The sequence below is a fragment of the Shewanella gaetbuli genome (genome assembly GCF_023284065.1).
Classification (GTDB): Bacteria; Pseudomonadota; Gammaproteobacteria; order Enterobacterales; family Shewanellaceae; genus Shewanella; species Shewanella gaetbuli.
The window spans coordinates 22796-47993 of sequence record NZ_JAKIKP010000007.1; the positions used below are offsets into that span (position 1 = coordinate 22796).

Annotated in this window: 20 protein-coding genes; 10 read left to right on the forward strand and 10 right to left on the reverse strand. The window is 39.6% G+C overall.

Going from position 1 to position 25198, the window contains the following annotated elements:
* Window positions 1-22 precede the first annotated feature (22 nt).
* The gene (locus L2672_RS10565) at window positions 23-2725 is read right to left on the reverse strand and encodes a ComEC/Rec2 family competence protein (protein ID WP_338055591.1); all 2703 of its coding nucleotides are present in this window, start codon (window positions 2723-2725) and stop codon (window positions 23-25) included.
* Between L2672_RS10565 and L2672_RS10570 the strand changes: the two genes are divergently transcribed.
* Window positions 2669-3172 (forward strand): DUF2062 domain-containing protein, encoded by a 504-nt coding sequence (locus tag L2672_RS10570; protein WP_248995822.1) that lies wholly within the window; start codon window positions 2669-2671, stop codon window positions 3170-3172. The two genes, L2672_RS10565 and L2672_RS10570, sit on opposite strands and share 57 nt — an antisense overlap.
* Before the next feature lie 88 nt (window positions 3173-3260).
* Here the strand turns inward: L2672_RS10570 and lolE are convergent, their stop codons facing one another.
* Genes lolE through L2672_RS10585 form a run of 3 tightly spaced genes read right to left on the reverse strand, consistent with a single transcriptional unit; the run spans window position 3261 to window position 6452 of the window.
* Entirely contained in the window at window positions 3261-4508 is a 1248-nt protein-coding gene (gene lolE, locus L2672_RS10575) for a lipoprotein-releasing ABC transporter permease subunit LolE (protein ID WP_248995823.1), read from the reverse strand.
* The gene (gene lolD, locus L2672_RS10580; protein ID WP_248995824.1) at window positions 4501-5208 is read right to left on the reverse strand and encodes a lipoprotein-releasing ABC transporter ATP-binding protein LolD; all 708 of its coding nucleotides are present in this window, start codon (window positions 5206-5208) and stop codon (window positions 4501-4503) included. Before lolD ends, lolE begins: the two co-directional genes overlap by 8 nt.
* Complete coding sequence (locus L2672_RS10585) at window positions 5208-6452, reverse strand: lipoprotein-releasing ABC transporter permease subunit (RefSeq protein WP_248995825.1); 1245 nt, start codon at window positions 6450-6452, stop codon at window positions 5208-5210. The genes lolD and L2672_RS10585 overlap by 1 nt, the downstream gene beginning before the upstream one ends.
* A gap of 156 nt (window positions 6453-6608) precedes the next feature.
* Here L2672_RS10585 and L2672_RS10590 point away from each other — a divergent pair, with 156 nt between their 5' ends.
* Genes L2672_RS10590 through L2672_RS10600 form a run of 3 tightly spaced genes read left to right on the forward strand, consistent with a single transcriptional unit; the run spans window position 6609 to window position 11765 of the window.
* Window positions 6609-7205, forward strand: coding sequence for a hypothetical protein (locus tag L2672_RS10590; protein ID WP_248995826.1), 597 nt, complete (start codon window positions 6609-6611; stop codon window positions 7203-7205).
* 29 nt (window positions 7206-7234) lie between these two features.
* Entirely contained in the window at window positions 7235-10759 is a 3525-nt protein-coding gene (mfd, locus tag L2672_RS10595) for a transcription-repair coupling factor (RefSeq protein ID WP_248995827.1), read from the forward strand.
* On the forward strand, window positions 10749-11765 hold the full coding sequence (locus L2672_RS10600; RefSeq protein WP_248995828.1) for a peptidoglycan binding protein CsiV: 1017 nt from the start codon (window positions 10749-10751) through the stop codon (window positions 11763-11765). The genes mfd and L2672_RS10600 overlap by 11 nt, the downstream gene beginning before the upstream one ends.
* Before the next feature lie 69 nt (window positions 11766-11834).
* On the opposite strand, the gene nagZ is transcribed toward L2672_RS10600, so the two are convergent.
* Complete coding sequence (gene nagZ, locus L2672_RS10605; RefSeq protein WP_248995961.1) at window positions 11835-12857, reverse strand: beta-N-acetylhexosaminidase; 1023 nt, start codon at window positions 12855-12857, stop codon at window positions 11835-11837.
* 199 nt (window positions 12858-13056) lie between these two features.
* Here nagZ and L2672_RS10610 point away from each other — a divergent pair, with 199 nt between their 5' ends.
* The 6 genes from L2672_RS10610 to L2672_RS10635 all read left to right on the forward strand — a co-directional run bounded on the left by L2672_RS10610 (window position 13057) and on the right by L2672_RS10635 (window position 21309).
* A complete protein-coding gene (locus L2672_RS10610; protein WP_248995829.1) occupies window positions 13057-14433 on the forward strand; it encodes an L-serine ammonia-lyase in 1377 nt (458 codons plus the stop codon).
* Window positions 14434-14577: 144 nt separating this feature from the next.
* Window positions 14578-15324 carry an HAD-IIA family hydrolase gene (locus tag L2672_RS10615; protein ID WP_248995830.1) on the forward strand — a complete coding sequence of 249 codons (747 nt, stop codon included), beginning with the start codon at window positions 14578-14580 and terminating at the stop codon, window positions 15322-15324.
* A 143-nt stretch (window positions 15325-15467) separates the two neighbouring features.
* Window positions 15468-17171: a M28 family metallopeptidase gene (locus tag L2672_RS10620; RefSeq protein WP_248995831.1), complete on the forward strand. Its 1704-nt coding sequence runs from the start codon at window positions 15468-15470 to the stop codon at window positions 17169-17171.
* Window positions 17172-17516: 345 nt separating this feature from the next.
* Entirely contained in the window at window positions 17517-19184 is a 1668-nt protein-coding gene (asnB, locus tag L2672_RS10625) for an asparagine synthase B (protein ID WP_248995832.1), read from the forward strand.
* Window positions 19185-19461: 277 nt separating this feature from the next.
* Window positions 19462-20118 (forward strand): nitroreductase family protein, encoded by a 657-nt coding sequence (locus tag L2672_RS10630; RefSeq protein ID WP_248995833.1) that lies wholly within the window; start codon window positions 19462-19464, stop codon window positions 20116-20118.
* Between the two features lie 291 nt (window positions 20119-20409).
* Window positions 20410-21309 (forward strand): LysR family transcriptional regulator, encoded by a 900-nt coding sequence (locus L2672_RS10635; protein WP_248995834.1) that lies wholly within the window; start codon window positions 20410-20412, stop codon window positions 21307-21309.
* Between the two features lie 26 nt (window positions 21310-21335).
* On the opposite strand, the gene L2672_RS10640 is transcribed toward L2672_RS10635, so the two are convergent.
* The 5 genes from L2672_RS10640 to thiS all read right to left on the reverse strand — a co-directional run bounded on the left by L2672_RS10640 (window position 21336) and on the right by thiS (window position 25196).
* Complete coding sequence (locus L2672_RS10640) at window positions 21336-22637, reverse strand: putative metalloprotease CJM1_0395 family protein (protein WP_248995835.1); 1302 nt, start codon at window positions 22635-22637, stop codon at window positions 21336-21338.
* Between the two features lie 72 nt (window positions 22638-22709).
* Complete coding sequence (locus L2672_RS10645) at window positions 22710-22994, reverse strand: flagellar basal body rod C-terminal domain-containing protein (RefSeq protein WP_248995836.1); 285 nt, start codon at window positions 22992-22994, stop codon at window positions 22710-22712.
* A gap of 95 nt (window positions 22995-23089) precedes the next feature.
* Window positions 23090-24208 (reverse strand): 2-iminoacetate synthase ThiH, encoded by a 1119-nt coding sequence (gene thiH, locus L2672_RS10650; RefSeq protein WP_248995837.1) that lies wholly within the window; start codon window positions 24206-24208, stop codon window positions 23090-23092.
* Between the two features lie 2 nt (window positions 24209-24210).
* Window positions 24211-24990: a thiazole synthase gene (locus L2672_RS10655; RefSeq protein ID WP_248995838.1), complete on the reverse strand. Its 780-nt coding sequence runs from the start codon at window positions 24988-24990 to the stop codon at window positions 24211-24213.
* A gap of 2 nt (window positions 24991-24992) precedes the next feature.
* On the reverse strand, window positions 24993-25196 hold the full coding sequence (gene thiS, locus L2672_RS10660) for a sulfur carrier protein ThiS (protein WP_248995839.1): 204 nt from the start codon (window positions 25194-25196) through the stop codon (window positions 24993-24995).
* Window positions 25197-25198 lie beyond the last annotated feature (2 nt).

Below are 25198 nucleotides of genomic sequence, written 5' to 3' on the forward strand. Positions count from 1 at the left end.
ACTGACAAACATGAACCACATTCTACTCTGCTTTAACAATCTCACCAAATCTAAACAAACGGTTATACCAAAATGGAGCCAGATCACGGCGATAACTGCTCACATGATAACCATCTTGATTAAATTTAATACTCAATTGCCCAAGCTCGCCCGTTGTTAGGCAGGTAATTCCTTTTGCTTGATAACGATCTAACACCTGCTTTTTAGGGAAACCATAGCGATTTTCAAAGCCAGCATTAATAATAGCTAACCTTGGATTAACTGCAGCAATAAAAGCCTCTGTCGATGACGTTTTACTGCCATGATGTGGCACAAATACAATATCGGCGGTGATTTTTTGAGCATGCTCAAGCAAATTAAATTCACGTTCAGACTCTATATCTCCAGTGAGTAATATATCTGTTTGTTTCGATTGCCCTGTGGTTATCATGCCGCTATAGGTATGATTTATGGCCAGTTTCACCACACAAGATTGATTGTTACTTTTATCTGACTGTAAATTGTCATTTAATACTGTCACGGTAACATTGCCCCAGCTTATTGTTCCCGCAGTACAAGGGCTTATGGTCAATTGAGGATAGTTTCTCAATTCAGGCGTTTTGCCAAGAATTCCATCCGAAATGATGTGCGTTGTATTAAAACGCTCGACGATATCTTTCACTCCTCCACTATGATCATTATCTAGATGGCTAACTATTAAGTAATCTAACTGCTGAATACCTTTGGCATCTAAAAAGGGTAAAATGGCTCTTTTGGCATAGCTGAAATCACCAAAAGCCGCCCCCGTATCGTACAAAATAGCGTGCTGCCCTTGCTGAATAACAATTGCACTCCCTTGGGCAACATCTAATACATGTAACTCAACCGTAGTAGCATAGAATGGACTTGCTAATTCATCTGCAAAACTGTTTGTCACATAAAATGTGGCTTGCAGCATTAAAGGTATATTGAGCAACACCACAGCCGCAAGCCTTGCTAAATCATAGGTATTTTCGTTTGCAAAATTTGAATAACGACCGCCAAACAATAATCTGTATACCTGCTTAAAGAGTGTGCTAAAGCCACCTGCTAACTGTATTAATACCACAGAAAATAATGAATACATTATTGCCAAAACCCACGCCTCACTTATCGGCAATATCGGGCTAGTAAATTGTTCTGCTAGACTTAACAACTCAACAAAAGGGCTCAACAACTGATCGGGTAGGTTAAACAACCATTTAGAATAGAATAAAGATAGTGCACTGAACCAACCCAAGAAGGGAGATAGCAATAAACCAATAATCAAACACATCATAGTCACAGGAATCACTAGCACACTAAACCAAGGAACCGCAAAAAGATTGATCCAAATACTATTAAGTGACAGCGTACCAAATAGTACTATTTGCAGTAGCCCTAGCCCTAACGAAAGACGCCACTGCACCGCCCATAAGCTGCTAATAAAATTTATTAGATTAGCTTTAACCTGCAACCATTTTGTAGATGAACTGCCTAACCGATGACTAGCGTGTGGCGGTACTGTTACTAAGTGTTTTGTTGTTTTGAATTCGGCATTATCAATAACGCTAAATATGATCATTAAAGCAATAAACGACAACCAAAAACCGCCACTTAACATTGCAAATGGATCAACTAACAACACTAAAAACATCGCATAAACTAATTTTTGCCAGGCACTATGATGATGCTTTAGTAAACTAAATGCTCCCCATATAAGTAGCATAAATAAAGCGCGCTGTGTCGATACTGCATAACCAGATAAGTAGGCATAAAACCAAGCTGCAGATATAGCACAACAAAGGGCAACCCAGTGTCCCAATCGACCTTGATGGACATTTAACGTCCTTAATAAACACAAGCTCCAGCGAGCTTTTAATAAGATAAATTGAGTAGTCCAATAGAAAAGCCCAAAAATGACCGATAAATGTAATCCCGATATAGCAATTAGATGACCCGTCCCCGTTTGACGGAGTTGCTGCCATCTCTCAGGTGAGATCAGGCTTTTATCACCAAACATTAATGCCAAAATAATAGCTTTGTTTTGAAAATCAGCTAAGTAAGATGTAAATTGATTTAGCCATAATTGTCGAAGAGTCGGCTGATAATCGACTAAATGACCTCGTTTTATACGGCCTTTAGCTTGAATATGTCGATTTATATAATAGCGTTGTTGATTAAACCCACCTTGGTTCATAATGCTAGTAATGGGCTTCAATTTGGTTTCAATTTGCCATATCTGACCCACTTTAACTTGCGGTGGTTGTTGCCAAGAGAGCCTGAACTTATCCCCTATAAAATCAGCGTCACGAGTTTGCTCAACATTGACTTTGTTTAATTTTGATTCAGTTACTTCAACATCTATACTTATCCAGTCGCGGTTAACACTAACAAGTGATATTATCTTCACGGTAAATAGGGTGTTGCTTGTAGGTATGTCATTAAGTTGAAAAGTTGACGTGTAAAAATAAACACTCATCCAAAACGTAGCCAAAAGCGCCCCACTAAAAAGTGGTGCTTTTGCCAAAAGAATTAACGCTAATATTAAGCCAATTGGTATCCACCAATTTGGTAACATTGCCGGCCAAAATAAAGCGCTTAGGCAAGTAATGCAAAAGCCAAAGACGAATCCATTCATCGGTACAAGATAAGTCAGAAACAGCATAAAATGCCAAAGAAAATAATAGAAAAGTTTATGCCAGATCCAAAAACACTTAAAAATCATAAGTATTTAAAAGTGTTTGGTACCCTATTAGAAAAACCCAACTTATGGTTATTAAATAGAAAATCTGCCCCAGGTGCATTTGCAGTTGGTTTGTTTGTTGCCTGGTTACCTATGCCTTTTCAAATGGTTGCAGCCGCCGGACTGGCAATATTTTTCAATGTTAATATTCCCGTTGCAGTTGCACTAGTTTGGCTCACCAACCCGGTCACTATGCCCTTTATGTTCTACGTTGCTTATTTGCTTGGTTCTAAATTGATGGGGTTACCTAGCCAACACTTTGAGTTTCAACTAGATTGGCAATGGATTGAAGCCTCTATTCACACCATTGGCCCACCCTTTTTATTAGGCTGTTTGGCATTAGGGGCTATATCGTCTTTGATTGGTTACTTTGTGATTCAAAGCTTATGGAAATATTCTATCCTGTTCAAATGGCAAAAGCGTAAATAAAAACACTAAGTAATGGCTATATAAAAAGCAGTGTTAACTAACACTGCTTTTTGTTTTTCAAACCCCATCAGATACTTTCAAAATGAGTTTATCGACCTGCTAGTGCTGTTGCTGGTGATATTCTTGTAGCTTTATAGGCTGGGTAAATAGTTGCTAGAAGGCTCATTATCAATCCAATAAAGGTCACAAATAACACATCATGTAATAGCACTTGAGAAGGTAAAAAGTCGATAAAGTAAATATCTGAGTCGAGTAACTTTATCCCCAATAATGTCTCAACGCTTTTCGCTAGTGCGCTTAAATTGACAGCGGTTACTACACCAATGACACCACCAATGGTACAACCTAACAAACCATTCAAACCACCTTGCATAATGAATATCAACATTACAGCAGATCGCTTTAAGCCCATGGTCATTAAAATAGCAATTTCTGAAGCTTTATCGCGAACCGCCATCACTAAGGTCGACACAATATTAAAACACGCCACCGCAATGACTAATGCCAACGCGATATACATCACCATTCTAACAAGTTGAATATCTTGGTATAAATGCCCCTGGGTTCGTGTCCAGTCATTTATATACAAATATTGACTTTGAGCATAGCCCAGATCACGTGTGGCGCTTGGCGCCTTAAACACATCATCAACATGCAACCTAACCCCTGTAACACCGTCACCATATGCCAATAATTCACTTAAATAGCTAATGGGTACATAAGCTTGGCTTGCTTCAGTTTCACCGCCTATATCATAAACACCTGATACAACAAAACGATGGCTTTTAGCGGCGCTTAAACGGGTGCTGTTAGAATCAGGGGTATACATTGATAAGGTATCACCCACCGATAATTGCAGTTTGTTTAATAGACTTCGACCCAACACAATATGGTTGTTATTTCCTTGCAAAGACTGCCAAGCGTCTGGCTGCATATATTGTTTAAGTGTCGACACCTCAGTTTCAAATTCAGTATCAATACCGTTGACAACAATGCCCTGAAAACCACCGGGACGTTGAACTAACCCTTGTAACCTTATAAAAGGCGCAACCCCGGTAATCTCAGGAATGTTATCGGCCATATCAGCAATAGACTGCCAATCATTAATGGGCTCGTTAACTCCCACTAATTCACCGTGTGAGATGACGCCTAATAAACGACTTTGCAATTCTTTTTCAAAACCGTTCATGGTAGACAAAGCAATAATCAATACCGCAACACCGAGTGCAATACCGGCGGTAGATGCAAAAGAAATAAATCCAATAAAGCCATTACCATTACTTTGGCGAGCACGATAAAAGCGCCAACCAATTAGAAAAGGAAGCCATTTACTCATGCGATTGATTTACCCTATTTTGCAGCACACCATCTTTCATGGTGACTTGACGGTCCATTTTAGTGGCTAGTTTATGATCATGGGTGACCACCACAAATGCGGTATTAAATTGTTGAGCTAATTCTTTAATCAATTCATATACAGTTTCAGCACTGGTGGCATCTAAATTACCTGTGGGTTCATCAGCTAACACCAGTTTCGGATTATTAATTAATGCTCTTGCAATGGCGACGCGCTGTCTTTCACCACCCGATAATTGAGCCGGAGTATGATTAAGCCTATGCCCTAGGCCAACTCGCTCAAGTAATCCTTGCGCTTTATCTAAAGTTTGTTGTTTATTTTTACCTTGAATAAACGCCGGCATAGCCACATTTTCAATGGCGGTGAACTCAGGTAAAAGATGGTGAAATTGATAAATAAAGCCTAAATCTTCATTCCTCAACTTCGCTTGTTTTGCTGAAGACAATTGATAAATATCAACGTCCTGAAGTAATACCTTCCCGTTACTAGGCGTATCTAAGGTGCCCATCACATGCAACAAGGTACTTTTTCCTGAACCTGAACTACCAACAATAGCCAGTTGTTCACCTTCATAAACGGTTAACTCAACCTCGTTGAGTACCTGAGTTGTCACTTCGCCATCATTAAAATGCTTACTGACTTTATTTACGGTGAGTAATATTTGCTTATTTGTTGTCATTATTCATATCTCAATGCATTTGCAGGCTCGACTCGGGCAGCCCTTAACGCAGGGTAAATAGTCGCTACAAGGGTAATTAATAATGTGCCCAGTACAATTATGGTCAACTGACTAATGGAAAGCTGTACTGGCAATGATTGCCCAGCACCTAAAATTGATACGCCTAGGGTATTTAAGATTTCATTAACGTTCAACGTTAATATCACACCTACAACAGTACCCAAGCCTAAGCCAAGCAACGCATTTAAAGAACCTTGTACTATAAAAATGTTCATTACCGCGCTGGTCGTTAATCCTTGGGTTTTTAGTACCGCAACATCGGTAGTTTTATCGACTACCATCATCACTAATGCCGAAACGATATTAAAAGCGGCTACCGCAACAATTAAACTCAGCATTAAAGACATCATGTTTTTTTCCATTTTCACCGCAGAAAATAAATGACCAAAATCGGCGCGCCAATCTTTAGTTTCAACAGGAAGTTGTTGGCTTTCAAGTAACGATACAATGTCAGATGAAATACGTTCTACATCAAATGGGTCTGTTAGATATACTCTTAACTCATCAATAACTTGCGGGTTTTTACGCATAAGTCGTTTGGCATCTTCATAGTGAACATATGCAACCGAAGCGTCCACCTGCGAGCCCATCTCAAATACCCCTGCCACAACAAATTTACGCTGGCTCGGCACAGGCCCCAACGGCGAGTAAACAACGCCTTCAGAGCTAAGTAATCTAATTTTATCGCCAGTTCTTACCTGTAGATTTCTAGCAAGCTGGCTTCCTAATACAATATGATAATCACCCGCTTTAAGTGAGTTAAACGCATCAGAATAACTATGGTCGACAATACTCGATAAACCGTTTTCTAACTCTGGAAATACGCCAATGACCTGTGCAGCACCTAAATTAGCATTAGATTGCAGCATCGCCTGTGTACTGGTACTGGGAGTCATTCCTTTAATACTGTGTGTAAGATTCACATCGTCTATTAATATTTGAGTATCTTGTTGCCAATTTTCAAACCCTTGTGGGTTAACCAAGGTCAATTGCGGCACAGCACCTAATATACGTTGTTTTAACTGCCCTTCTAGACCATTCATCACAGAGCTAACAATAATTAACGCCGCCACGCCTAAAAAAATACCCGACACAGCAAAAAGCGTTATAAAAGACGCAAATGCATTGGCTTTTTTAGCGCGCCAGTAGCGATAGCCTACAAAAAAAGAAAATCCAAAATTCATATAAATGGGTCATCCAATGCCGAGTTTACGGCGTATATTGGTTATTATTATGTCAAAATGACATTGATTGCACCGCTGAAAAAGCGAATGACTTGCTAAACCATCAAGTTGCGCACGATAATAGGGGTATTAGTTTGATAAATAAAGAGGCAAACCTTGATAAACGATAGCAATTCTTACTTTAGTGTGCCTCATCAATTTAATGTTTACCTAACAAAGTGGGATGCTAATCAACCCATCCCAGACGACAATCAACTCAGACAGATGCAATCTACTGGGCTTAAACTGTTGTCTGAGGTTAAAGCATTGGAAGCTAGCTGTTTATTGCAATTAAGGCAATTAGATACAGAAACCAAAGCGATTGTAGATTTTTTGAAGTTACAATCTCGAAAAGTTGACCTGGTTTTACAGCATGTTTTAGAAAAAGAAACTCAAACAGGCCAAGCTTATCAGGGATTTCAATTTGGCGGCAGTGGATTAAGTATTTTTTCACCGACTGAGCTTAACGAAGGAGAGTTATTTAGCTGCCATATTTATTTACATGCTGAAGTTGTCGCAGTGCTGTGTATTTGTGAAGTAGTCAGTGCCAAACAAATAACCTCAAATGTTGATGACACGAATGAACAATGGCAAATTGAACTCGCATTTGCTCAAGTTCTAGATGAAGATGTTGAACAGTTAGTTAAAGCTAGCTTAAATGTACAACAAAAAATGCTTAAACTGCGTAAGCAACAGCGTAACGATAATCTGTAAGTTTTCTCAATAACAAGTTAATCAATTCAATGAAGCAATTTAGTGTAACTGCCCCACCTAGTGTCAAAAAAGGTCAACAACAGCAAATACTTGCCACTTTAGGCGGTGTCTCACAAGCTGTGGCCATTAGTCATTTAGTTAACCAACATGCTGGCACTAGCCTAATTGTCACTCACGACACGCCTAGTGCGCTTTCACTTGAGGCAGAACTAAGCTACTTATTGGCACAATCTGCAATTAATGTATGCTTATTTCCAGACAGAGAAACCTTACCTTACGACAGTTTTTCGCCACATCAAGACTTAATTTCTCAACGTCTCGAATCATTAGCACAAATTAGCCAAAACAATCACAACGTGGTTATTGTGCCCGTTAATACCTTAATGGTTAAACTGCCACCCAAGTCGTTCCTAACTGCGAATGTACTCATACTAAAAAAAGGCGATATTTTTAGTCTAGATCAAGTCAGAAAGCACTTAACCGATACCGGGTACCATATTGTTGATCAAGTTTATGAACACGGCGAATTTGCCATTCGAGGATCGATCATTGATATCTTTCCAACAGGTTCAAAACAGCCGTTACGCATTGAATTATTTGATGATGAAGTTGAATCAATTCGCTTTTTTGATGTAGAAACCCAACGTTCAGGAATGACCCTAGAACACATTCGAATGCTACCGGCAAAAGAATTTCCAACAGACAATGCATCAATAGAAGGTTTTAGGCAAAGATATCGCCGTCACTTTGATGTGATTTCCAAAGAAGCAGAATCGGTTTATCAACTTGTTAGCCGTAATTTAATGCCTGCGGGCATTGAAAACTATTTGCCGCTATTTTTTGATGAAACCGCAACGTTATTTGATTACCTGCCCAGCGACAGCCAATTAATTACCATTGGGGATATTGAAAGCGCAAGCCAGCATCATTTACATGAAGTACATAGTCGTTATGAAGACAGACGTGTCGACCCATTAAGACCGTTACTGCCACCTAAAGAGCTATTTTTACTTAATGAACAGTTATTTACTGCTTTTAAGACAATGGTACGCACTCAGTTTGTTCAGCAACAAACCAGCAGTGACGAAAATGAACCATCAGCCAATAAATTACCTAAAGCAGCACTTCTTGCTAAAGCGTCAGCCATTGAAGATATCAATGCGAACCATAAATTAAAGCAACCTCTACAAGCCCTACAGCAATACAGCACTCACCACAGCCAAATGCTATTTGTTGCTGAATCAGAAGGTCGTCGAGAAGCATTAGTAGAATTGCTTGGCAAAATTGATATCAAGCCAACAGTTTTTAAGCACTTTAATGATTATCTATCTGCTAAAGAATTTGTTGGGCTTATTGTTTCACCTTTGTCAAAAGGCTGTGAGTTAGATCTTGGCACTAAAGGCAACGTCAGTATCATTTGTGAAACTGAACTATTTGGCCAACGAATCTCTCAGCAACGACGTCGGGATAAACAAAAGCAAGTAAGTTCAGACGTACTGGTCAAAAACTTAGCCGAGTTAAAAGTTGGCCAACCCATCGTTCACCTTGAACACGGTGTTGCCTTATATCAAGGTTTAGAAACCCTAGACACGGGGGGCTTAGTCGCTGAATATTTAAAGTTAGAATATGCTGGAGGCGACAAACTTTATGTGCCGGTATCATCACTACATCTAATCAGTCGCTATAGTGTTGGCAATGATGAAAATACCCAATTAAATAAATTGGGGAATGAAACATGGGCGAAAGCAAAGAAAAAAGCCATTGAACGTATCCGCGACGTTGCAGCAGAATTATTAGATGTATATGCCAGAAGACAAGCCAGACCCGGTGAAGCGCTTAGCTTAGATCAAGAAGAATATGCCATGTTCTCACAAGGCTTTCCTTTTGAAGAAACCGTCGACCAAGAAAGTGCTATTCATGCCGTTCTTGCTGATTTACAAGCACCAATGGCGATGGACAGGCTGGTATGTGGCGATGTTGGATTTGGTAAAACAGAAGTGGCCATGCGCGCTGCATTTGTCGCCGTTAATGCAGGTAAACAAGTGGTGGTATTAGTGCCAACCACCCTACTTGCTCAGCAACATTTTGAAAACTTCAAAGACCGTTTTGCTGATTGGCCAGTTGTGATAGAAGTTATGTCACGTTTTAAAACCGCTAAAGAACAAAACCAAGTCATTACAGAGCTAAGCGAAGGTAAAGTTGATATTGTTATCGGCACCCATAAGTTACTCACCTCTGAAGCCAAGTTTGATAATTTAGGTCTGCTAATTATTGATGAAGAGCACCGTTTTGGTGTGCGTCAAAAAGAAAAGATTAAAGCATTACGTGCCAATGTAGACATTCTTACATTAACGGCCACCCCAATTCCACGAACCTTGAACATGGCTATGTCGGGTATGCGTGATTTATCTATTATTGCCACGCCACCAGACAAACGTTTAGCCGTTAAAACCTTCGTACGTGAATACGATAAAGCCACCGTGCGTGAAGCCATTCTGCGTGAGATTCTACGTGGTGGCCAAGTGTATTATTTACACAACAACGTTGAAACCATTGAGAAAACCGCTGACGATATTAAAGACTTATTGCCCGAAGCGAGAGTAGTGACTGCCCATGGGCAAATGCGCGAACGCGATCTGGAAAAAGTCATGTCAGACTTTTATCACCAACGCTTTAATGTATTGGTTTGTACGACCATTATTGAAACCGGTATTGACGTGCCAACAGCGAATACCATCATCATCGATCGCGCTGATAAATTTGGTTTGGCTCAATTACACCAATTAAGAGGTCGTGTGGGACGTTCTCATCATCAAGCTTATGCCTATATGATGACCCCACACCCTAAACGTATGACGCCAGATGCCCGTAAGAGACTAGAAGCCATCGACGCATTAGAAGATTTAGGCGCAGGCTTTATGCTTGCAACACAAGACTTAGAAATTCGTGGTGCAGGTGAATTACTGGGTGATGAACAAAGCGGCCATATTTCTAAAATTGGCTTTAGCTTGTATATGGAGATGCTTGAGTCGGCAGTTAAAGCCCTTAAACAAGGTAAAGAGCCTTCATTAGCCAATATGATGAGCGCCGTATGTGACATTGATTTACGCATTCCCGCGCTGCTGCCAGATGATTACGTTAGTGATGTTAATATGCGACTATCATTGTATAAGCGTATTGCCAACTGCGATTCACAAACGATGATTGACGAGTTAAAAGTAGAGTTTATTGACCGGTTTGGCATGTTGCCCGACCCAACAAGAAACTTATTAGATGTTACGTTATACAAACATCAAGCAACAGCACTTGGATTACACCGAATTGAAATGCACGCTAAAGGTGGCAGCATAGAATTTAGTGAGCAACATAATATTGATCCAATGTTTATCATTGATTTATTACAAAAGCAGCCACAAATTTATCGAATGGATGGACCAAATAAGTTAAAGTTCACCATACCAGCTGAAACCAGTAAAGACAGACTCGCGTTACTAAAAACTTTACTCGAACAGCTTGAAAAACATCAAACTGGAGAACGCAAGAGTGCTTCGTAACTTATTATTATCTGCAATAACCTTAAGTGCGCTATCTATTTCAACTTCGGCCTCAGCTAAAACGTGGTTTGAAGTAGAAGTGTTTATATTTGAACGCCAAACAAATGTAACCGAACAGTGGCCAAATACTCCTGCGCCACAAATTAATGAGCGTGCAATAGACTTAATTACCCCCGTTATTAGCACCGATATTTCTGGCGTGGCTTCTGGTTTAAATAGCTGTATTGGCTCTGATTGGTCAACAGACAATCCTTCTGATTGTAACGACCCATTATCCAGCAATACGGTTAGAACTCACCCAAGCAACGTGCCGTTTTCTATTGCAGCCGATAAACCACAACAAGCCTACTTGAACGATAAAGTGGTGTTATTATCTGAAAGCCAAAGTAAGTTTGCCGAAATTATTAAAGCTGTCAGTCGAGAAAGAAATGTTAAGCCAATGCTGCATCTTACTTGGCAGCAAGATATGCAATCGAAAAGACGCACCAAACCCATTCGAATTTTTGCAGGCAAAGACTTTTCTGACCAATTTGAATATCACGGTCAACAAATTGTAGAAAAGAACGATTCTCTGCCAGATGTTCAATTTTCAATGAACGACTTCTCAAATTTTGGTCAATTTATTGAACCTCAACACGTTAAGCCTGTATGGGAAATAGATGGCACAATAAACATTTATTTAAGCCATTATTTATACATTGAAAATGATTTAGCCTTAAGAAAGCCCATACAAAAGCTTGTTGAAAATCATTATAGTGAGTTCAATGAGTTTGATGCGGTAAATACCCAAGTAGAAAAGACGATGCAGCCTTTTTTACAGTCTATTCCATTAAAGCAAAATCGTCGTGTACGCAGTGGAGAAATTCATTACTTTGACCACCCACAAATGGGAATTGTGATGCAAATAAGAAAGATGGCACAACCCACCATGTCCAGACCGATTGATTTAGGCGAGGCTTCCGCTGAAACCTCAACTAATCTACCGGAGAATAATTTCAACTATTAGCCTCTGCAGAATACAGGATGACGGCTCAGCGCCGTCATCCTAGATATATTGCACAGTTTAACCAAGTTATTAATTTAGCTCAGCCGCATTGATTTTTTTTGTTAATTCAATGGCGTTCAGCCACCTAGACTCTTGTTCTAGTGCATTCATTACCACAGCAACTTGAGGCTTTAACGTTTTTGCATTGGCAAAAGGTTCAGTTTCGGGCCACTGGAATTCATTCAACAACGTTGCCACGCCTGCGGGGTCATTGCACACTAAAATCATATCGCACCCGGCAGATAATGCGGCTTGGGCGCGTCCTACATAATCACCGGCAAAACTTGCGCCTTTCATACCTAAATCGTCAGAAAAAATCACCCCATTAAACTGTAATTGTTGGCGTAAAACCGTTTGTAACCAGTACTCAGAAAAACCAGCAGGTTGATCATCTATTTTGTCATAAACTACATGTGCTGGCATCACTCCATTTAACAACTGTTTGTCGATTAACTGTTTAAACGGCAGCATATCAAATGACTCTACTTGCTCTCTAGTACGACTATCTACCGGCATTGCAATATGTGAATCAGCCGCAACACTACCGTGCCCTGGAAAATGTTTTCCCACAGCAGCCATACCCGCATCATTCATGCCTGCGATAAAGCATTCAGCTAACTGACTAACAACTTCAGGGTCAGCACTAAAACTGCGCTTGCCAATCACTTCACTGATGCCATTAACATCTAAAACTGGCGCAAAACTTAAGTCGATATCACAGGCTAAAAGTTCAATGGCCATTAAATAACCACATTCTTTCGCCCATACTTTTGCTAATGCAATATCATTTTTTGCTGCGGGTAAAATATCCCCCATTGCTGGGATATGAGTAAATCCTTGGGTGAATCGTTGTACTCGACCACCTTCATGATCAACCGCAATTAATAGATCATTGCGAATTTTTCGCAGTTGTTTAATTAATAAGACCAATTGCTCTTTAGTAGCAAAGTTCCTCGAAAAAAGGATAACGCCGCCTACTTGCGGCTGTAATAATTGTGCTGTTTCTGTATCCGACACGGTCAAACCCGCAAGATCCATCATTAAATAACTCAACGGCATACCTCAATACTTTTGGCCAATCACTCAAGTAAAATAAGCTAGGCTAATCTGAAAAAATAACATAAGAAAAACTAATGAACTGTAATAACAAAAATATGGGATACTCTATCAAATATACGAGTATGACCTACACTCTTGTTGATTATACTCATGAATAACAAAAACAATAAACGACCAGATAAAGGTTAATTCAATGATTAGCGTATTTGACATGTTCAAAATTGGCATTGGTCCATCTAGTTCACACACTGTCGGGCCAATGAAGGCTGGCAAGATTTTTATGCAAAATCTTGCTGATAAAAATCTTTTAGCTGAAACTGATGAATTGCAGGCTGAACTATTTGGATCTTTAGGCCAAACCGGTAAAGGTCATGGTACAGGTAAAGCCGTTATTTTAGGTTTGATGGGAGAAGACCCTGAAACCGTAGAAACTGACAAAATTGATGCAATTTTGGAACAGGTTTCAAGCGAGCAAAAGTTAACCATCTCTGATGGAAGGCAGGTTAAGTTTACCCGTGAAAGTGGCATCACCTACCATAGAAGAAAGTCATTACCGGCCCATGCCAATGCGATGACTTTATACGCTCTATCAAACGGGCAAATTATTTATCAGCGCACTTATTATTCAGTGGGTGGCGGCTTTATTTTAGATGAAGATGAAATTACCCAACGTAACGCCTCTCCTGCTACCCCAATAAAAGAAGCGCCATATGACTTTAATAGTGCCAGCCAATTACTACAACTTTGTTGTGACAATGGGTTAAGTATCTCTTCGTTAATGATGGCAAATGAATTAAGCATTGCTAACGAAGATGAAGTAAAACAAGGTCTTTGGCATATTTGGCAAACCATGAAAACCTGTGTTGAACGAGGTTATCAAAAAGAAGGTATTTTACCTGGAGGCTTAAAACTCCGTCGTCGAGCGCCAGCGTTATATCGTCGATTAAAAGCTGAAGGTAGAAACAACGTAGACCCACTTACCGCAATGGATTGGGTAGACTTATTTGCTTTATCAGTGAATGAGCAAAATGCGGCAGGTGACCGAGTTGTTACCGCACCAACCAATGGCGCCGCGGGAATAATTCCTGCCGTATTGTGTTATTACGATACCTTTGTTCAAGAAGTGGATGAAGATGTATGTGTTCGCTACTTATTAACCGCAGCGGCTATCGGCATTTTATATAAAAAGAATGCTTCAATTTCAGGTGCTGAAGTGGGCTGCCAAGGTGAAGTGGGCGTTGCTTGTTCAATGGCGGCAGCAGCATTAACTGAAATCATGGGTGGCACTGTTGAACATGTCGAAAATGCAGCCGAAATTGGTATGGAGCATAACTTAGGTTTAACCTGTGACCCTGTGGGTGGTTTAGTGCAAGTACCGTGTATTGAGCGAAATGCAATGGGCGCAGTTAAAGCCATTAATGCTTCAAGAATGGCATTACGTGGCGATGGTAACCACAAAGTCTCATTAGATAAAGTCATCAAAACGATGATGGATACAGGTAAAGATATGCGCAGCAAGTATAAAGAAACGGCTAAAGGCGGTCTTGCTGTAAATATTGTTGAGTGTTAGAAGCTTAATCTTTATAAACCGTTTAATGATTAAATTCATAATGCCAGCCTTGATGGGTTGGCATTTTGTTTTTAAAAACGTTGCTTTATTGCTGTTTAAAGCATTATATATGGCTAATGACTTTATATAAGGAAATAAACAACGATGAAAAATATTATTTGTGATATTGATGGTGTATTACTTCACGATAACAAGTTAATTCCTGGTAGTGATAAGTTTATTCATCGAGTACTCGAGCAAGGTAACCCTTTAGTTATATTAACTAATTATCCTGTTCAAACAGGAAAAGATTTACAAAACCGTCTAGGAGCCGCAGGAATAGACGTACCTGAAAGCTGCTTTTATACCTCAGCCATGGCAACAGCAGATTTTCTGAAGCATCAAACAGGCACTAAAGCTTTTGTCATTGGTGAAGGTGCCCTCACCCATGAGCTTTACAATGCCGGTTTTACCATTACCGACATCAACCCAGACTTTGTGATTGTGGGTGAAACCCGTTCATACAATTGGGATATGATTCATAAAGCCGCCAGATTTATTGCCAATGGTGCACGCTTTATTGCCACAAACCCTGATACTCACGGGCCAAACTATAGCCCGGCTTGTGGTGCATTATGTGCCCCGATTGAACGAATTTCAGGCAAAATGCCTTTCTACGTTGGTAAACCATCATCATGGATTGTGCGATCAGCACTTAATCATATCCAAGGACATTCAGAGAATACCGTCATTATTGGCGACAATATGCGCACCGATATCTTAGCAGGCTTTCAAGCAGGTTTAGAAACCATCCTAGTAACGAGTGGCGTGAGTCAAATAACCGATATCGACAAAGAGCCGTTCAGACCAAATCATGTATTTGCTTGCGCAGGTGATATTGATGTGGTTTAACCTTATCAAGAGTTTTTGTTTATAATTAGTCTCATAAGTATTTACATTAGGTAACATTTTTACTCAAAAGCTCTCTTGAATTAGAGAGCTAGCTTGCTCATCATGTCTTGGAAGTTCATCAAAATAATAACAATGGAATTCCCATGAAGCAGTTTTATCCCCTTTGTACTACCGCTGTCATCGTTGGCGCATTAACCGTTACCGCCTGTAATCAAAATAATCAGCACCCAAATCCAGATTCTCAGCAATCTAATTCTGCAGTCATTAGCCAAAATGGCAATGACACGCTAGTCACCTTTAACGAACAACGTTTTCGTGAAGATATAAAGCAACTTGCCTCTGATGAGTTTGAAGGCCGTGCACCAACCACCCGTGGAGAAAAACTCACTATTGAATATCTCACCAAACAGTTCTCTGAAATGGGCTTAGAAGGCGCCAATAATGGCAGTTTTTTACAAGCGGTCCCAATGGTGACTTATACCGCAAGCGAAGATCAAACTATTAGCTTAGCTGATATCCCGATGCAATATAGAAAAGATATCGTACTCAGCAGTCGTCATAACCATGAAAAAATTGACATAGCCAATGCTCCATTAGTATTTGTTGGATACGGGATTGATGCTCCGGAGTATCAATGGAATGATTACAAAGATATTGATATGAAAGGTAAAATTGCAGTCATTCTAGTTAATGACCCAGGTTTTGCCCACCCAGAGGGTGATAAGTTTAATGGTTTAGCCATGACTTATTATGGTCGCTGGAGTTATAAGTTTGAACAAGCAACCCGTGCAGGAGCATTAGGCGCCATTATCATCCACGACACCAAACCCGCCTCTTATCCTTGGTCTGTTGTTGAAAATAGTTGGACCGGGCCACAACAAGACTTAGTACTCAATACCGACGAAGCACTTAATCGAATTCAGGTTGAGGGGTGGATGACTTTAGATGCCGCCAATAGCCTGTTCACCAAAGCTGGGTTATCTTTACCCACTTTAATGGAGCGTGCTGCAGATCAACCCGTTAATGTAGAGCTTAACCAAACGGCCTCAATATCTTTTACTAATAAGACTGAATATTCGGATAGCTATAATGTGGTCGCCACCTTGAAAGGTAGCTCTCAAGCAGAAGAACATATTCTCTATACCGCACATTGGGATCATATTGGTAAAGATGAAACCAAAGCTGGCGATCAAATTTATAATGGTGCACTCGACAATGCTTCTGGTACTGCTGGCATTATGGAAATAGCCCGTCAATTCGCTGATGCAGCCAAAAATGGCAACCCACTAAAACGTTCACTCACTTTTGTGGCAACAACGGGTGAAGAGCAAGGGTTATTAGGTTCACGTTATTATGCCGCAAACCCTATCTACCCTTTAGAGAAAACGGTGGCGGTATTCAATTTAGACAGTACCAACATCTATGGTAAAACCAAAGATTACACTATAATTGGTAAAGGCCAGTCTGAGTTGGAAAACTATTTGATTGATGCGGCAAAACAACAAAACCGCATCGCTATATCTGAAAAGAACCCTGCCTCTGGAGGTTTTTTCCGCTCAGACCATTTCAGTTTTGCTAAATATGGTGTTCCAGCGGTATTTGCTGGTGGAGGTAACGAGCCTTTAGATGAAGCAACGGCTGAATATAAAGCGCAAATGCAACAAACCATGAAAGGGTGTTATCACAACGTATGTGACCATTACCAAGAATCATGGGATTTATCTGGGGCATTACAAGATTTAGCCGTCTATTACCATGCAACAGAAGCACTTGCTAATAACCAAGACTGGCCAGGATATTTTGCGGCATCTGAGTTTTACCACTTAAGACCTGCAAAATCTGAATAGCAATGTCAGTCCGCTAAAACGATAGCGCCTTTTTAAAGCCCATTCACATGGGCTTTTTGTTTAAAAAACCAGCTGACCCTAAGATATTTTCAACAACTCAAACTTCATCATCCCCATTGAAAAATCAACAATATTTCGCCACAAATACGCTAATAAATATGAATTCCTCAATTATTAACGAATATCAGTAAACATTCTTTATTTTTAAAAACATTAAAAAGGATAATTCCCATAAAAAAAGCCCATTTAATGATGTTTAATCAAAAATAACACTTGGATGATGAACAAAATGCTGGCAAAGTAGATTCCAGATAAAGATTAATTAAATGTTTTTGGAGCAGTTTTATGTGTTCAATATTTTCAATTTTAGATATCAAGTCAGATGCAAGTGAACTTCGTCAGGTTGCACTTGAAATGTCAAAACTGCTTAGACACCGTGGCCCAGATTGGTCAGGTATTTACGCTGACGACCGCGCTATTTTAGCCCATGAACGTCTAGCGATTGTTGACGTTGACCATGGTGCACAACCTTTAATAAGCCAAGACGGCAACATCGTTTTAGCCGTTAACGGTGAAATCTACAACCACAAACAATTAAAAGCTGAGTTAGGTGAGAAATATCAGTACCAAACAAACTCAGATTGTGAAGTTATCTTATCGCTATATCAAGAATATGGCGTTGAATTTCTAGATAAATTAAACGGGATTTTTGCCTTTGTTCTTTATGACAAAACTAAAGATGCGTTTTTAGTTGGCCGTGACCATATTGGTATTATCCCGTTATATACAGGCCATGATGCCGCGGGTAACTTTTATGTTGCGTCTGAAATGAAAGCCCTTATGCCGGTTTGTAAAACAGTTGAAGAATTTCAGCCTGGACAGTACCTCTATTCAAAAGATGACAAACCAAGCAAATATTATGTTCGTGACTGGATGGAGTTCAGCGCCGTAGAAGAAAACCCTGCAAGCGTTGAAGAACTTCGCGATGCATTAGAAGCCGCAGTAAAACGTCAGTTAATGTCTGATGTACCTTATGGTGTTTTATTATCTGGCGGGTTAGATTCATCTGTAATTTCAGCTATTACGCAAACTTTTGCAAAACATCGTATAGAAAATGACGGTGAGACTGGCGCATGGTGGCCACAACTGCATTCATTTGCAGTAGGTCTTGAAGAGTCTCCAGACTTAAAAGCCGCGCAAAAAGTGGCTGATGCAATTGGTACCATTCACCACCCAATTACTTACACCTTCCAAGAAGGTTTAGATGCCATAAAAGAAGTTATTTATCATCTAGAAACTTATGATGTGACCACCATTCGTGCAGCGACGCCGATGTACTTAATGGCACGAAAAATTAAAGCCATGGGTATCAAAATGGTGTTGTCGGGTGAAGGTGCTGACGAGTTGTTTGGCGGATATTTATACTTCCACAAAGCACCAAACGCTCAAGCTTTCCATGAAGAATTAGTGCGAAAATTAGATAAACTGCACTTATTTGATTGTTTACGTGCTAACAAAGCTATGGCCGCATGGGGATTAGAAGCACGTGTACCATTCTTAGATAAAGAGTTTATGGATGTTGCAATGCGCATTAATCCTGAAGCCAAAATGTCTAAAGACGGTAAAATAGAAAAACATATTCTTCGTCAGGCGTTTGAACACAAGTTACCTAAAGAAGTTGCTTGGCGTCAAAAAGAGCAATTTAGTGATGGTGTGGGTTACTCTTGGATTGATGGTTTAAAAGACCATGCAGCGAAACATGTTGACGATGTTCAACTTGCGAATGCCAAGTTCCGTTTCCCTTACAACACCCCTGAAACCAAAGAAGCGTACTTCTATCGTTGCTATTTTGAGGAATTTTTCCCACTACCCACGGCAGCAGAAACTGTACCGGGTGGTAAATCAGTCGCATGTTCTACGCCAGAGGCATTAGCATGGGATGAAAGCTTACAAGGAATTATTGACCCTTCAGGACGCGCCGTAAGAAACGTGCACGAAAGTAGCTATCAATAAACACGTTAAACTCGCTACTTTTTATTGCCAACGCCCTTTTAATCAAAGGGCGTTTTTGATCCTAATCAATGAGTACAGCCAACTCGCGTATTAAATTTTGACCGTGATGGCCGATTATCAATTATTATTTGATAATAATTCAAAAAATATCCTATATATCATTTACTGCCAAAAAGTTATCATACTAACATGAACAGAGTATTCACTCTAAATGCGATTTTACAACTTAAGACACCGCTAATATCAGCCTGCTTTTTACTTTTTTGGAATACAAATTATGACACATCCTATTATTGCTGACTTGCAAAAACGCTATACCACTAAACATTATGACCCAACAAAACGTGTATCTGCTGAAGACATGGCTGTTATATGTGAAACCATGCGTTTGTCTGCATCTTCAATTAATTCTCAGCCGTGGAAATTTATTGTCATAGAAAGCGATGAAGCAAAACAACGTATGCACGATACATTTGCGAATAAGTTTCAATTTAACCAAAAACATATTAAGCAAAGCTCACATGTCATTTTATTTGCACATAATCCCAAATACACCAGAGATGACTACGCAAAAGTAGTCGATCAAGGTATTGCAGACCAACGCACCAAGCCAGAAGATCGAGAAACGGCATTTGGTGGTTTTGCTTTTGCAGAAATTAATACTGATGAAAATGGGAATACCGCGTCATGGACTAAAGCGCAAACCTATTTAGCCTTAGGTAACACGCTCCACACACTTGCAAGACTAGGTATTGACTCCACTACGATGGAAGGGGTTGATAGTGAATTAATCAGTGAAATTTTTTCAGAAGAACTAGAGGGTTATGTCTGTGAGGTGGCTTTGGCCATTGGTTATCATCATCAAGATAGTGACTACAATGCCAAGCTACCTAAATCGCGACTCACTAAAGAGCAAGTGATTAAAACTATTTAAAATTAATTCCAAATTATTAATCGGGCAATGGTGTTTTTAATGCACTATTGCCCTTTTTTCTTTGTCATTGTTTGTATATATTTGAAATGTATCTCATTAATATTTAGTAGTATTTTTTTGAGAAGATATCGGTTTAATAAAACTATTTAGAAACAAAAAATCGATTGTTTAATTTGATTTGTCACTGACAATAACCATCAAAAATCAATTTAAAATTATCACAATAAATAACCCGTTATCTGTTCAAAAATGTTCGAAAATTCATTTAACTGAATGATAAGAAGGCTCACAATGTCACAAGCAAAGTCAACATTAGAACAATGGCGGATATTACAAGCTGTTGTTGATTACGGTGGGTACGCCCAAGCAGCTCAGCAGTTGAATAAAAGCCAGTCTTCTCTGAATCACGCTGTGGCTAAATTACAGCGTCAATTAGATATACAGCTACTTGAAGTTAGAGGCAGAAAAGCATATTTAACTGAGCAAGGTGAAGTAATGCTTCGTCGTTCACGACATTTAACTCAATCTGTTGATGAGTTAGAACAATTAGCTTCTAATCTGGGACAAGGTTGGGAACCTAGCCTCACAATAGCAAAAGAAATCATTTATCCGACAGAAACATTGGTAAATGCACTCAAAGCATTTATTCCTTTCAGTAGAGGCACTCGTGTTAGTGTTGTTGATTCGGTCATATCTGGTACACATGATTTAATTAATCAACAATCGGTAAATATCGCAATTTGCGCTACCCCACCAAAAAGTCATTTAGCTCAACCATTATGTGAAGCAGAATTTGAATTAGTCTGCCACCCTATGCATCCATTAGCCCACCTTCAAACTATCGATGATGAAAAGCAATTAGCTCAATATCTCCAAATTGTAATTAAGGATACCGGCATTAATGCGAATCAAGATACCGGTTGGTTAAAATCAGAACAACGCATAACTGTTTCAAATTTTCATGAAGCAAAAGTATTGATTGCACGTCAAATTGGTTTTTGTTGGATACCTAACTTTTTAGTTGAAAAAGAGATAGAATCTGGTGAGTTACATCGATTAAAGTTGCATGGTAGTCATAAAAGAAGAATCACATTAAATTTGATTGTGCCTAACAGAGATAGACAAGGCCCAGCATCTAAGTTGCTAGAAAGCTTGATTTTATCGCAACATAACATAGCCACACTCAAATAAAGGCCATAGCAGTGAAACAATTAACACTATACAGTTAGGTTTAATGAAGTGTGAGTATTTTCATTAGTAGAGTCCGCTTGATTTGATTGATACGCCAAAGTCGCAATGGGCATTAAAGGCTTATCTGTTTCTGTTGACTCAATCATTTCCTGTTTAAAGCGAACTTGTATTAATGAAGGCTGTTGCGATTCTGCTGCCTGCTGATATGGCGCTAACTGAGACTCTTGAAAGCCCTGAAATTCATCATTAGTTTGTTGATAAGTGTTAGCGAGCTCATTAATAGATTGATTATCATCTGCACTAAAAACCTTATCTTTACGTAATTCAGCTAGCTCTGCTTTAGCTTGATTCATTTTCTGCACTGCCTCTGCAGCCACTTTAATATCGGCACTAGATGGTTGAACGGGTGCCATTGCAGCGGCATAAACCTTTTGCATTTTATTGTATGTGGCTAATGGATCACCTTCTATCACGCTAACATCAATTTTTACCTCACCTTCAACGGCATATCTATTGCCATCAGGGCCTTTTTCATAAGTGTAGGTAGGTGATTGCGCAAACATGCCCCCGACAGCTTTATGGGCTTGTTCATGTTGCTTCACTTCCATATCTCGGGCAGATAATTCAGAAATGATCTCTTGTTCTATAGCATCAATTTTTTGTTGCTGTTGTGAAGTTTCCTTTTCAGTTTGTCGCTCATCGTCTTGAGAGTCTTGCGCAATATTTTCATTTTGGATTTGAGATGATTGTTTATCAATTGAGTGTGTAACTGACTCGGTAATATTGTCAGTTTGGGCCGTTGGTGACAATTCATCTACCGTTTGATTCACTAATGGTTTACTAACCGGGTTATTAGCATTAATTGAAAAACCTGCCGACGTATTATTGACCTTAGAATTGTTAATTTGAAAAAGTGATGAAGGCGGAAGTGTCGCTTGATCAGAAGCATTAAATTTAGCTTCAAACTGCGTATTATGTTCTTCACTCTGCATCGCTATTTGAAGCGGGTTTAAAGCAGAAATATGTCCTGGCCCTGTTCGTAAACTTAAGCCTTCAGTTAGGCTAATATTATTGGGGGTAGTTTTGACAGAAGTCGAGTTAATCAGGGTATTTTGACGAACATTATCAGTAACTGATTGAGAGGTTAATTTGGCATTCTGACTTGTCGTCGCCATTGAATAAGCAACATTATTTCGAATAACAGGAGAAGTTAACCCTTTTTTTGAATCAGGGGCAATAGCTAAGTCTACTCTAGAGGATTGAGTAGACGTAGGCCGTTTGATTGAAACCTGCACGGCCATGGGGTTCGAAGGTTGTCGAATATCCATTTTTAACCAAGCGATTGATTGTATAAGGATTAACTTACACTTCTAGCTTAAGGTTTAAGGTTTAAGGTTACATTACACTTCTATATCAATAATACTGCCGACAGTATTATCAGCAGCTTGAATCACTTTGGCTGACGCTTCACCTTGCTGAACTGATTCAATTGCCGAGACAATAGCCTCATTTTTATCTACCGACTGGGTAGACTGGCTACTTAAAGTCACTGTATCTTCTTGAACCGTTGGCGTAGTTGAAGCCTGCGTTTCTGGTGCTGCAACCGCTGTTGTCGCCTGAGCCAAACCTTGTTGTGAGCTTTGTAAGCCTTGAACGCCAGATGAATAAGCAGATTGAACATTCATAATTTAACCTTATTTGTACAGCTAAATGATAGCTTGATTATGGCTTATTTGGCGTAAAATGTACAGGTTTTAACCAGCACTCAGTAGGTTGTAAGTTAGCATGAATGGGCGGTCCACTCGCCTTGCCAATCTTTAAACACAGGGTTAAAGCCTTGTTTTTTCATCACTTCAACCATTGTTTCTACGGATCTTTCATCACTTATTTCAAATTGATCTAATTGCGAATTCGGTTCAACATATCCCCCAGGTTGCGTTGAACTTCCCGCGCTCAAATTAGTGATGCCTAGAGGGAGAAGATTCTCTCTTAACTCAGGAGTTTCTCTGGTCGACAAACTAATATCTAGCTGGTGATTTAACAATCTAAAGGCACAAATTAATTGCACTAAGCCCAAATCCGTCATCAATACTTTTGGTTGAATACCACCGGTACAAGGTCGTAATCTTGGTAATGAAATGCTATAACGAGTTTGCCAATATTTTTGCTCTAAATACGCTAAATGATGCCCCATTAATAGCGCGTCTAATCGCCAATCATCTAACCCCAACAGCACTCCCAAGCCAACTTTCTCAACGCCCGCTTGCGCGGCTCGGTCTGGAGTATTCAATCGATAATTGAAGTCTTGTTTTTTACCACGAGTATGGTGTTTAGCGTAAGTCATCGGCTGGTAGGTTTCTTGGTATACCATAACGGCATCTAAACCTTGACTGACTAATGTTTGATATCCGACAGTAGTTAAAGGCTGTACTTCTAACGCAAGGTAATTAAAGTGCTGTTTGATCAAAGGCAGCATTTTTGAAAAGTATTCAATGCCCACTTTAGTTTCATGCTCACCTGACACTAATAATATTGAGTCAAAACCCCGCGATTTAATCACCTTAATTTCTGCTAAAATCTCAGCTTCATTTAAGGTTTTACGCTTAATTTTGTTGCTCATGGTAAAACCACAATAATCACATTCATTCGCGCACAAATTTGATAGATATAACGGTAAATAAAGCCCTAAATTCGAACCAAACCTTTGCCGAGTTAACTGTGCTGACATTTGCGCCATGGTTTCAATATAGGGCACTGCAGCAGGTGACAACAATGCCATTAAGCTTTTTAAGTTACCTGTAGGGTTTAACAGTGCCTTTTCAACATCTTTAGCGGTTGAGCTGTATAACGTTAACGATAGATCAGCAATATCCAACTGGTTGAATTGTGTTGAAAACATAATTAACCGCCTGTAATCGAGGTATTCAAAAAGCCGGTCAATGGACTGGTATTGTTCGCATTTGTCGTTACATCACCTAACCCAGCAAGATACGCTTGCCTGCCACTTTCTACTGCTTGTTTGAAACATTTCGCCATAATTTCTGGTTTAGCACTGCTGGCAATGGCAGTATTCACCAACACCGCATCAGCGCCCATTTCCATTGCCCTACAAGCTTGTGATGGTGCGCCTATTCCTGCATCAACCACAACAGGCACATTAGCTTGTTCAATAATGATTTTTAAAAATGTTTCGGTCGCTAAGCCCTGATTACTGCCAATCGGACTCCCCAAGGGCATTAAAGCGGCACAACCAACATCCTCTAACTTTCGACATAAAACCGGATCAGCATGAATATAGGGCAGTACAATAAACCCTTTATCACATAGTGCTTTAGCTGCTGTCAGTGTTTCAATAGGATCAGGCATAAGGTATTTAGGATCGGGATGGATCTCTAACTTTATCCATTTTGTCGCTAACATCTCATGGGCTAATTCTGCAGCAAAAATAGCTTCTTTAGCATTTCTTGCCCCTGCGGTATTAGGAAGTAGCTTAACGCCTAATTGCTGTAAAGGCGCTAATATGTCATCTAACCCCGTATTAAAGTCCACTCTTTTCATTGCTAACGTCACTAACTCTGATTGTGACTCTTTAATTGAATTGAGCATGGTTGTTGAATGATTGAACTTACCTGTTCCTGTAAATAGCCGTGATGAAAATTGATGACCGGATATCGTTAACATGATTAGCCTCCTGCTACCGCTGAAAAAAACTCAATATTGTCGTTAGGTTGGCACACATACTCATGCCATTGACTCCGCGGAATTATTCGTTGGTTAACCACTAATGCAACACTGTTATGGGAAATACCTTTGTTATCTAATAATTCAGTTAAAACAACATTGGTATTTATATTTTCTAATTGTTGGTTAATCGTAATTTGAATCATTT

What these genes read in the sequence shown, in the direction of transcription:
- L2672_RS10620 (WP_248995831.1), top strand. Translation starts at nt 15,468, where the DNA reads ATGAAGCAGTTTTATCCCCTTTGTACTACCGCTGTCATCGTTGGCGCA.
- L2672_RS10585 (WP_248995825.1), bottom strand. Translation starts at nt 6,452, where the DNA reads ATGAATTTTGGATTTTCTTTTTTTGTAGGCTATCGCTACTGGCGCGCT.
- thiS (WP_248995839.1), bottom strand. Translation starts at nt 25,196, where the DNA reads ATGATTCAAATTACGATTAACCAACAATTAGAAAATATAAATACCAAT.
- L2672_RS10630 (WP_248995833.1), top strand. Translation starts at nt 19,462, where the DNA reads ATGACACATCCTATTATTGCTGACTTGCAAAAACGCTATACCACTAAA.
- asnB (WP_248995832.1), top strand. Translation starts at nt 17,517, where the DNA reads ATGTGTTCAATATTTTCAATTTTAGATATCAAGTCAGATGCAAGTGAA.
- L2672_RS10655 (WP_248995838.1), bottom strand. Translation starts at nt 24,990, where the DNA reads ATGTTAACGATATCCGGTCATCAATTTTCATCACGGCTATTTACAGGA.
- lolD (WP_248995824.1), bottom strand. Translation starts at nt 5,208, where the DNA reads ATGACAACAAATAAGCAAATATTACTCACCGTAAATAAAGTCAGTAAG.
- L2672_RS10635 (WP_248995834.1), top strand. Translation starts at nt 20,410, where the DNA reads ATGTCACAAGCAAAGTCAACATTAGAACAATGGCGGATATTACAAGCT.
- L2672_RS10570 (WP_248995822.1), top strand. Translation starts at nt 2,669, where the DNA reads ATGCCAAAGAAAATAATAGAAAAGTTTATGCCAGATCCAAAAACACTT.
- L2672_RS10640 (WP_248995835.1), bottom strand. Translation starts at nt 22,637, where the DNA reads ATGGATATTCGACAACCTTCGAACCCCATGGCCGTGCAGGTTTCAATC.
- lolE (WP_248995823.1), bottom strand. Translation starts at nt 4,508, where the DNA reads ATGAGTAAATGGCTTCCTTTTCTAATTGGTTGGCGCTTTTATCGTGCT.
- L2672_RS10610 (WP_248995829.1), top strand. Translation starts at nt 13,057, where the DNA reads ATGATTAGCGTATTTGACATGTTCAAAATTGGCATTGGTCCATCTAGT.
- thiH (WP_248995837.1), bottom strand. Translation starts at nt 24,208, where the DNA reads ATGTTTTCAACACAATTCAACCAGTTGGATATTGCTGATCTATCGTTA.
- mfd (WP_248995827.1), top strand. Translation starts at nt 7,235, where the DNA reads ATGAAGCAATTTAGTGTAACTGCCCCACCTAGTGTCAAAAAAGGTCAA.
- L2672_RS10615 (WP_248995830.1), top strand. Translation starts at nt 14,578, where the DNA reads ATGAAAAATATTATTTGTGATATTGATGGTGTATTACTTCACGATAAC.
- L2672_RS10565 (WP_338055591.1), bottom strand. Translation starts at nt 2,725, where the DNA reads ATGATTTTTAAGTGTTTTTGGATCTGGCATAAACTTTTCTATTATTTT.
- L2672_RS10645 (WP_248995836.1), bottom strand. Translation starts at nt 22,994, where the DNA reads ATGAATGTTCAATCTGCTTATTCATCTGGCGTTCAAGGCTTACAAAGC.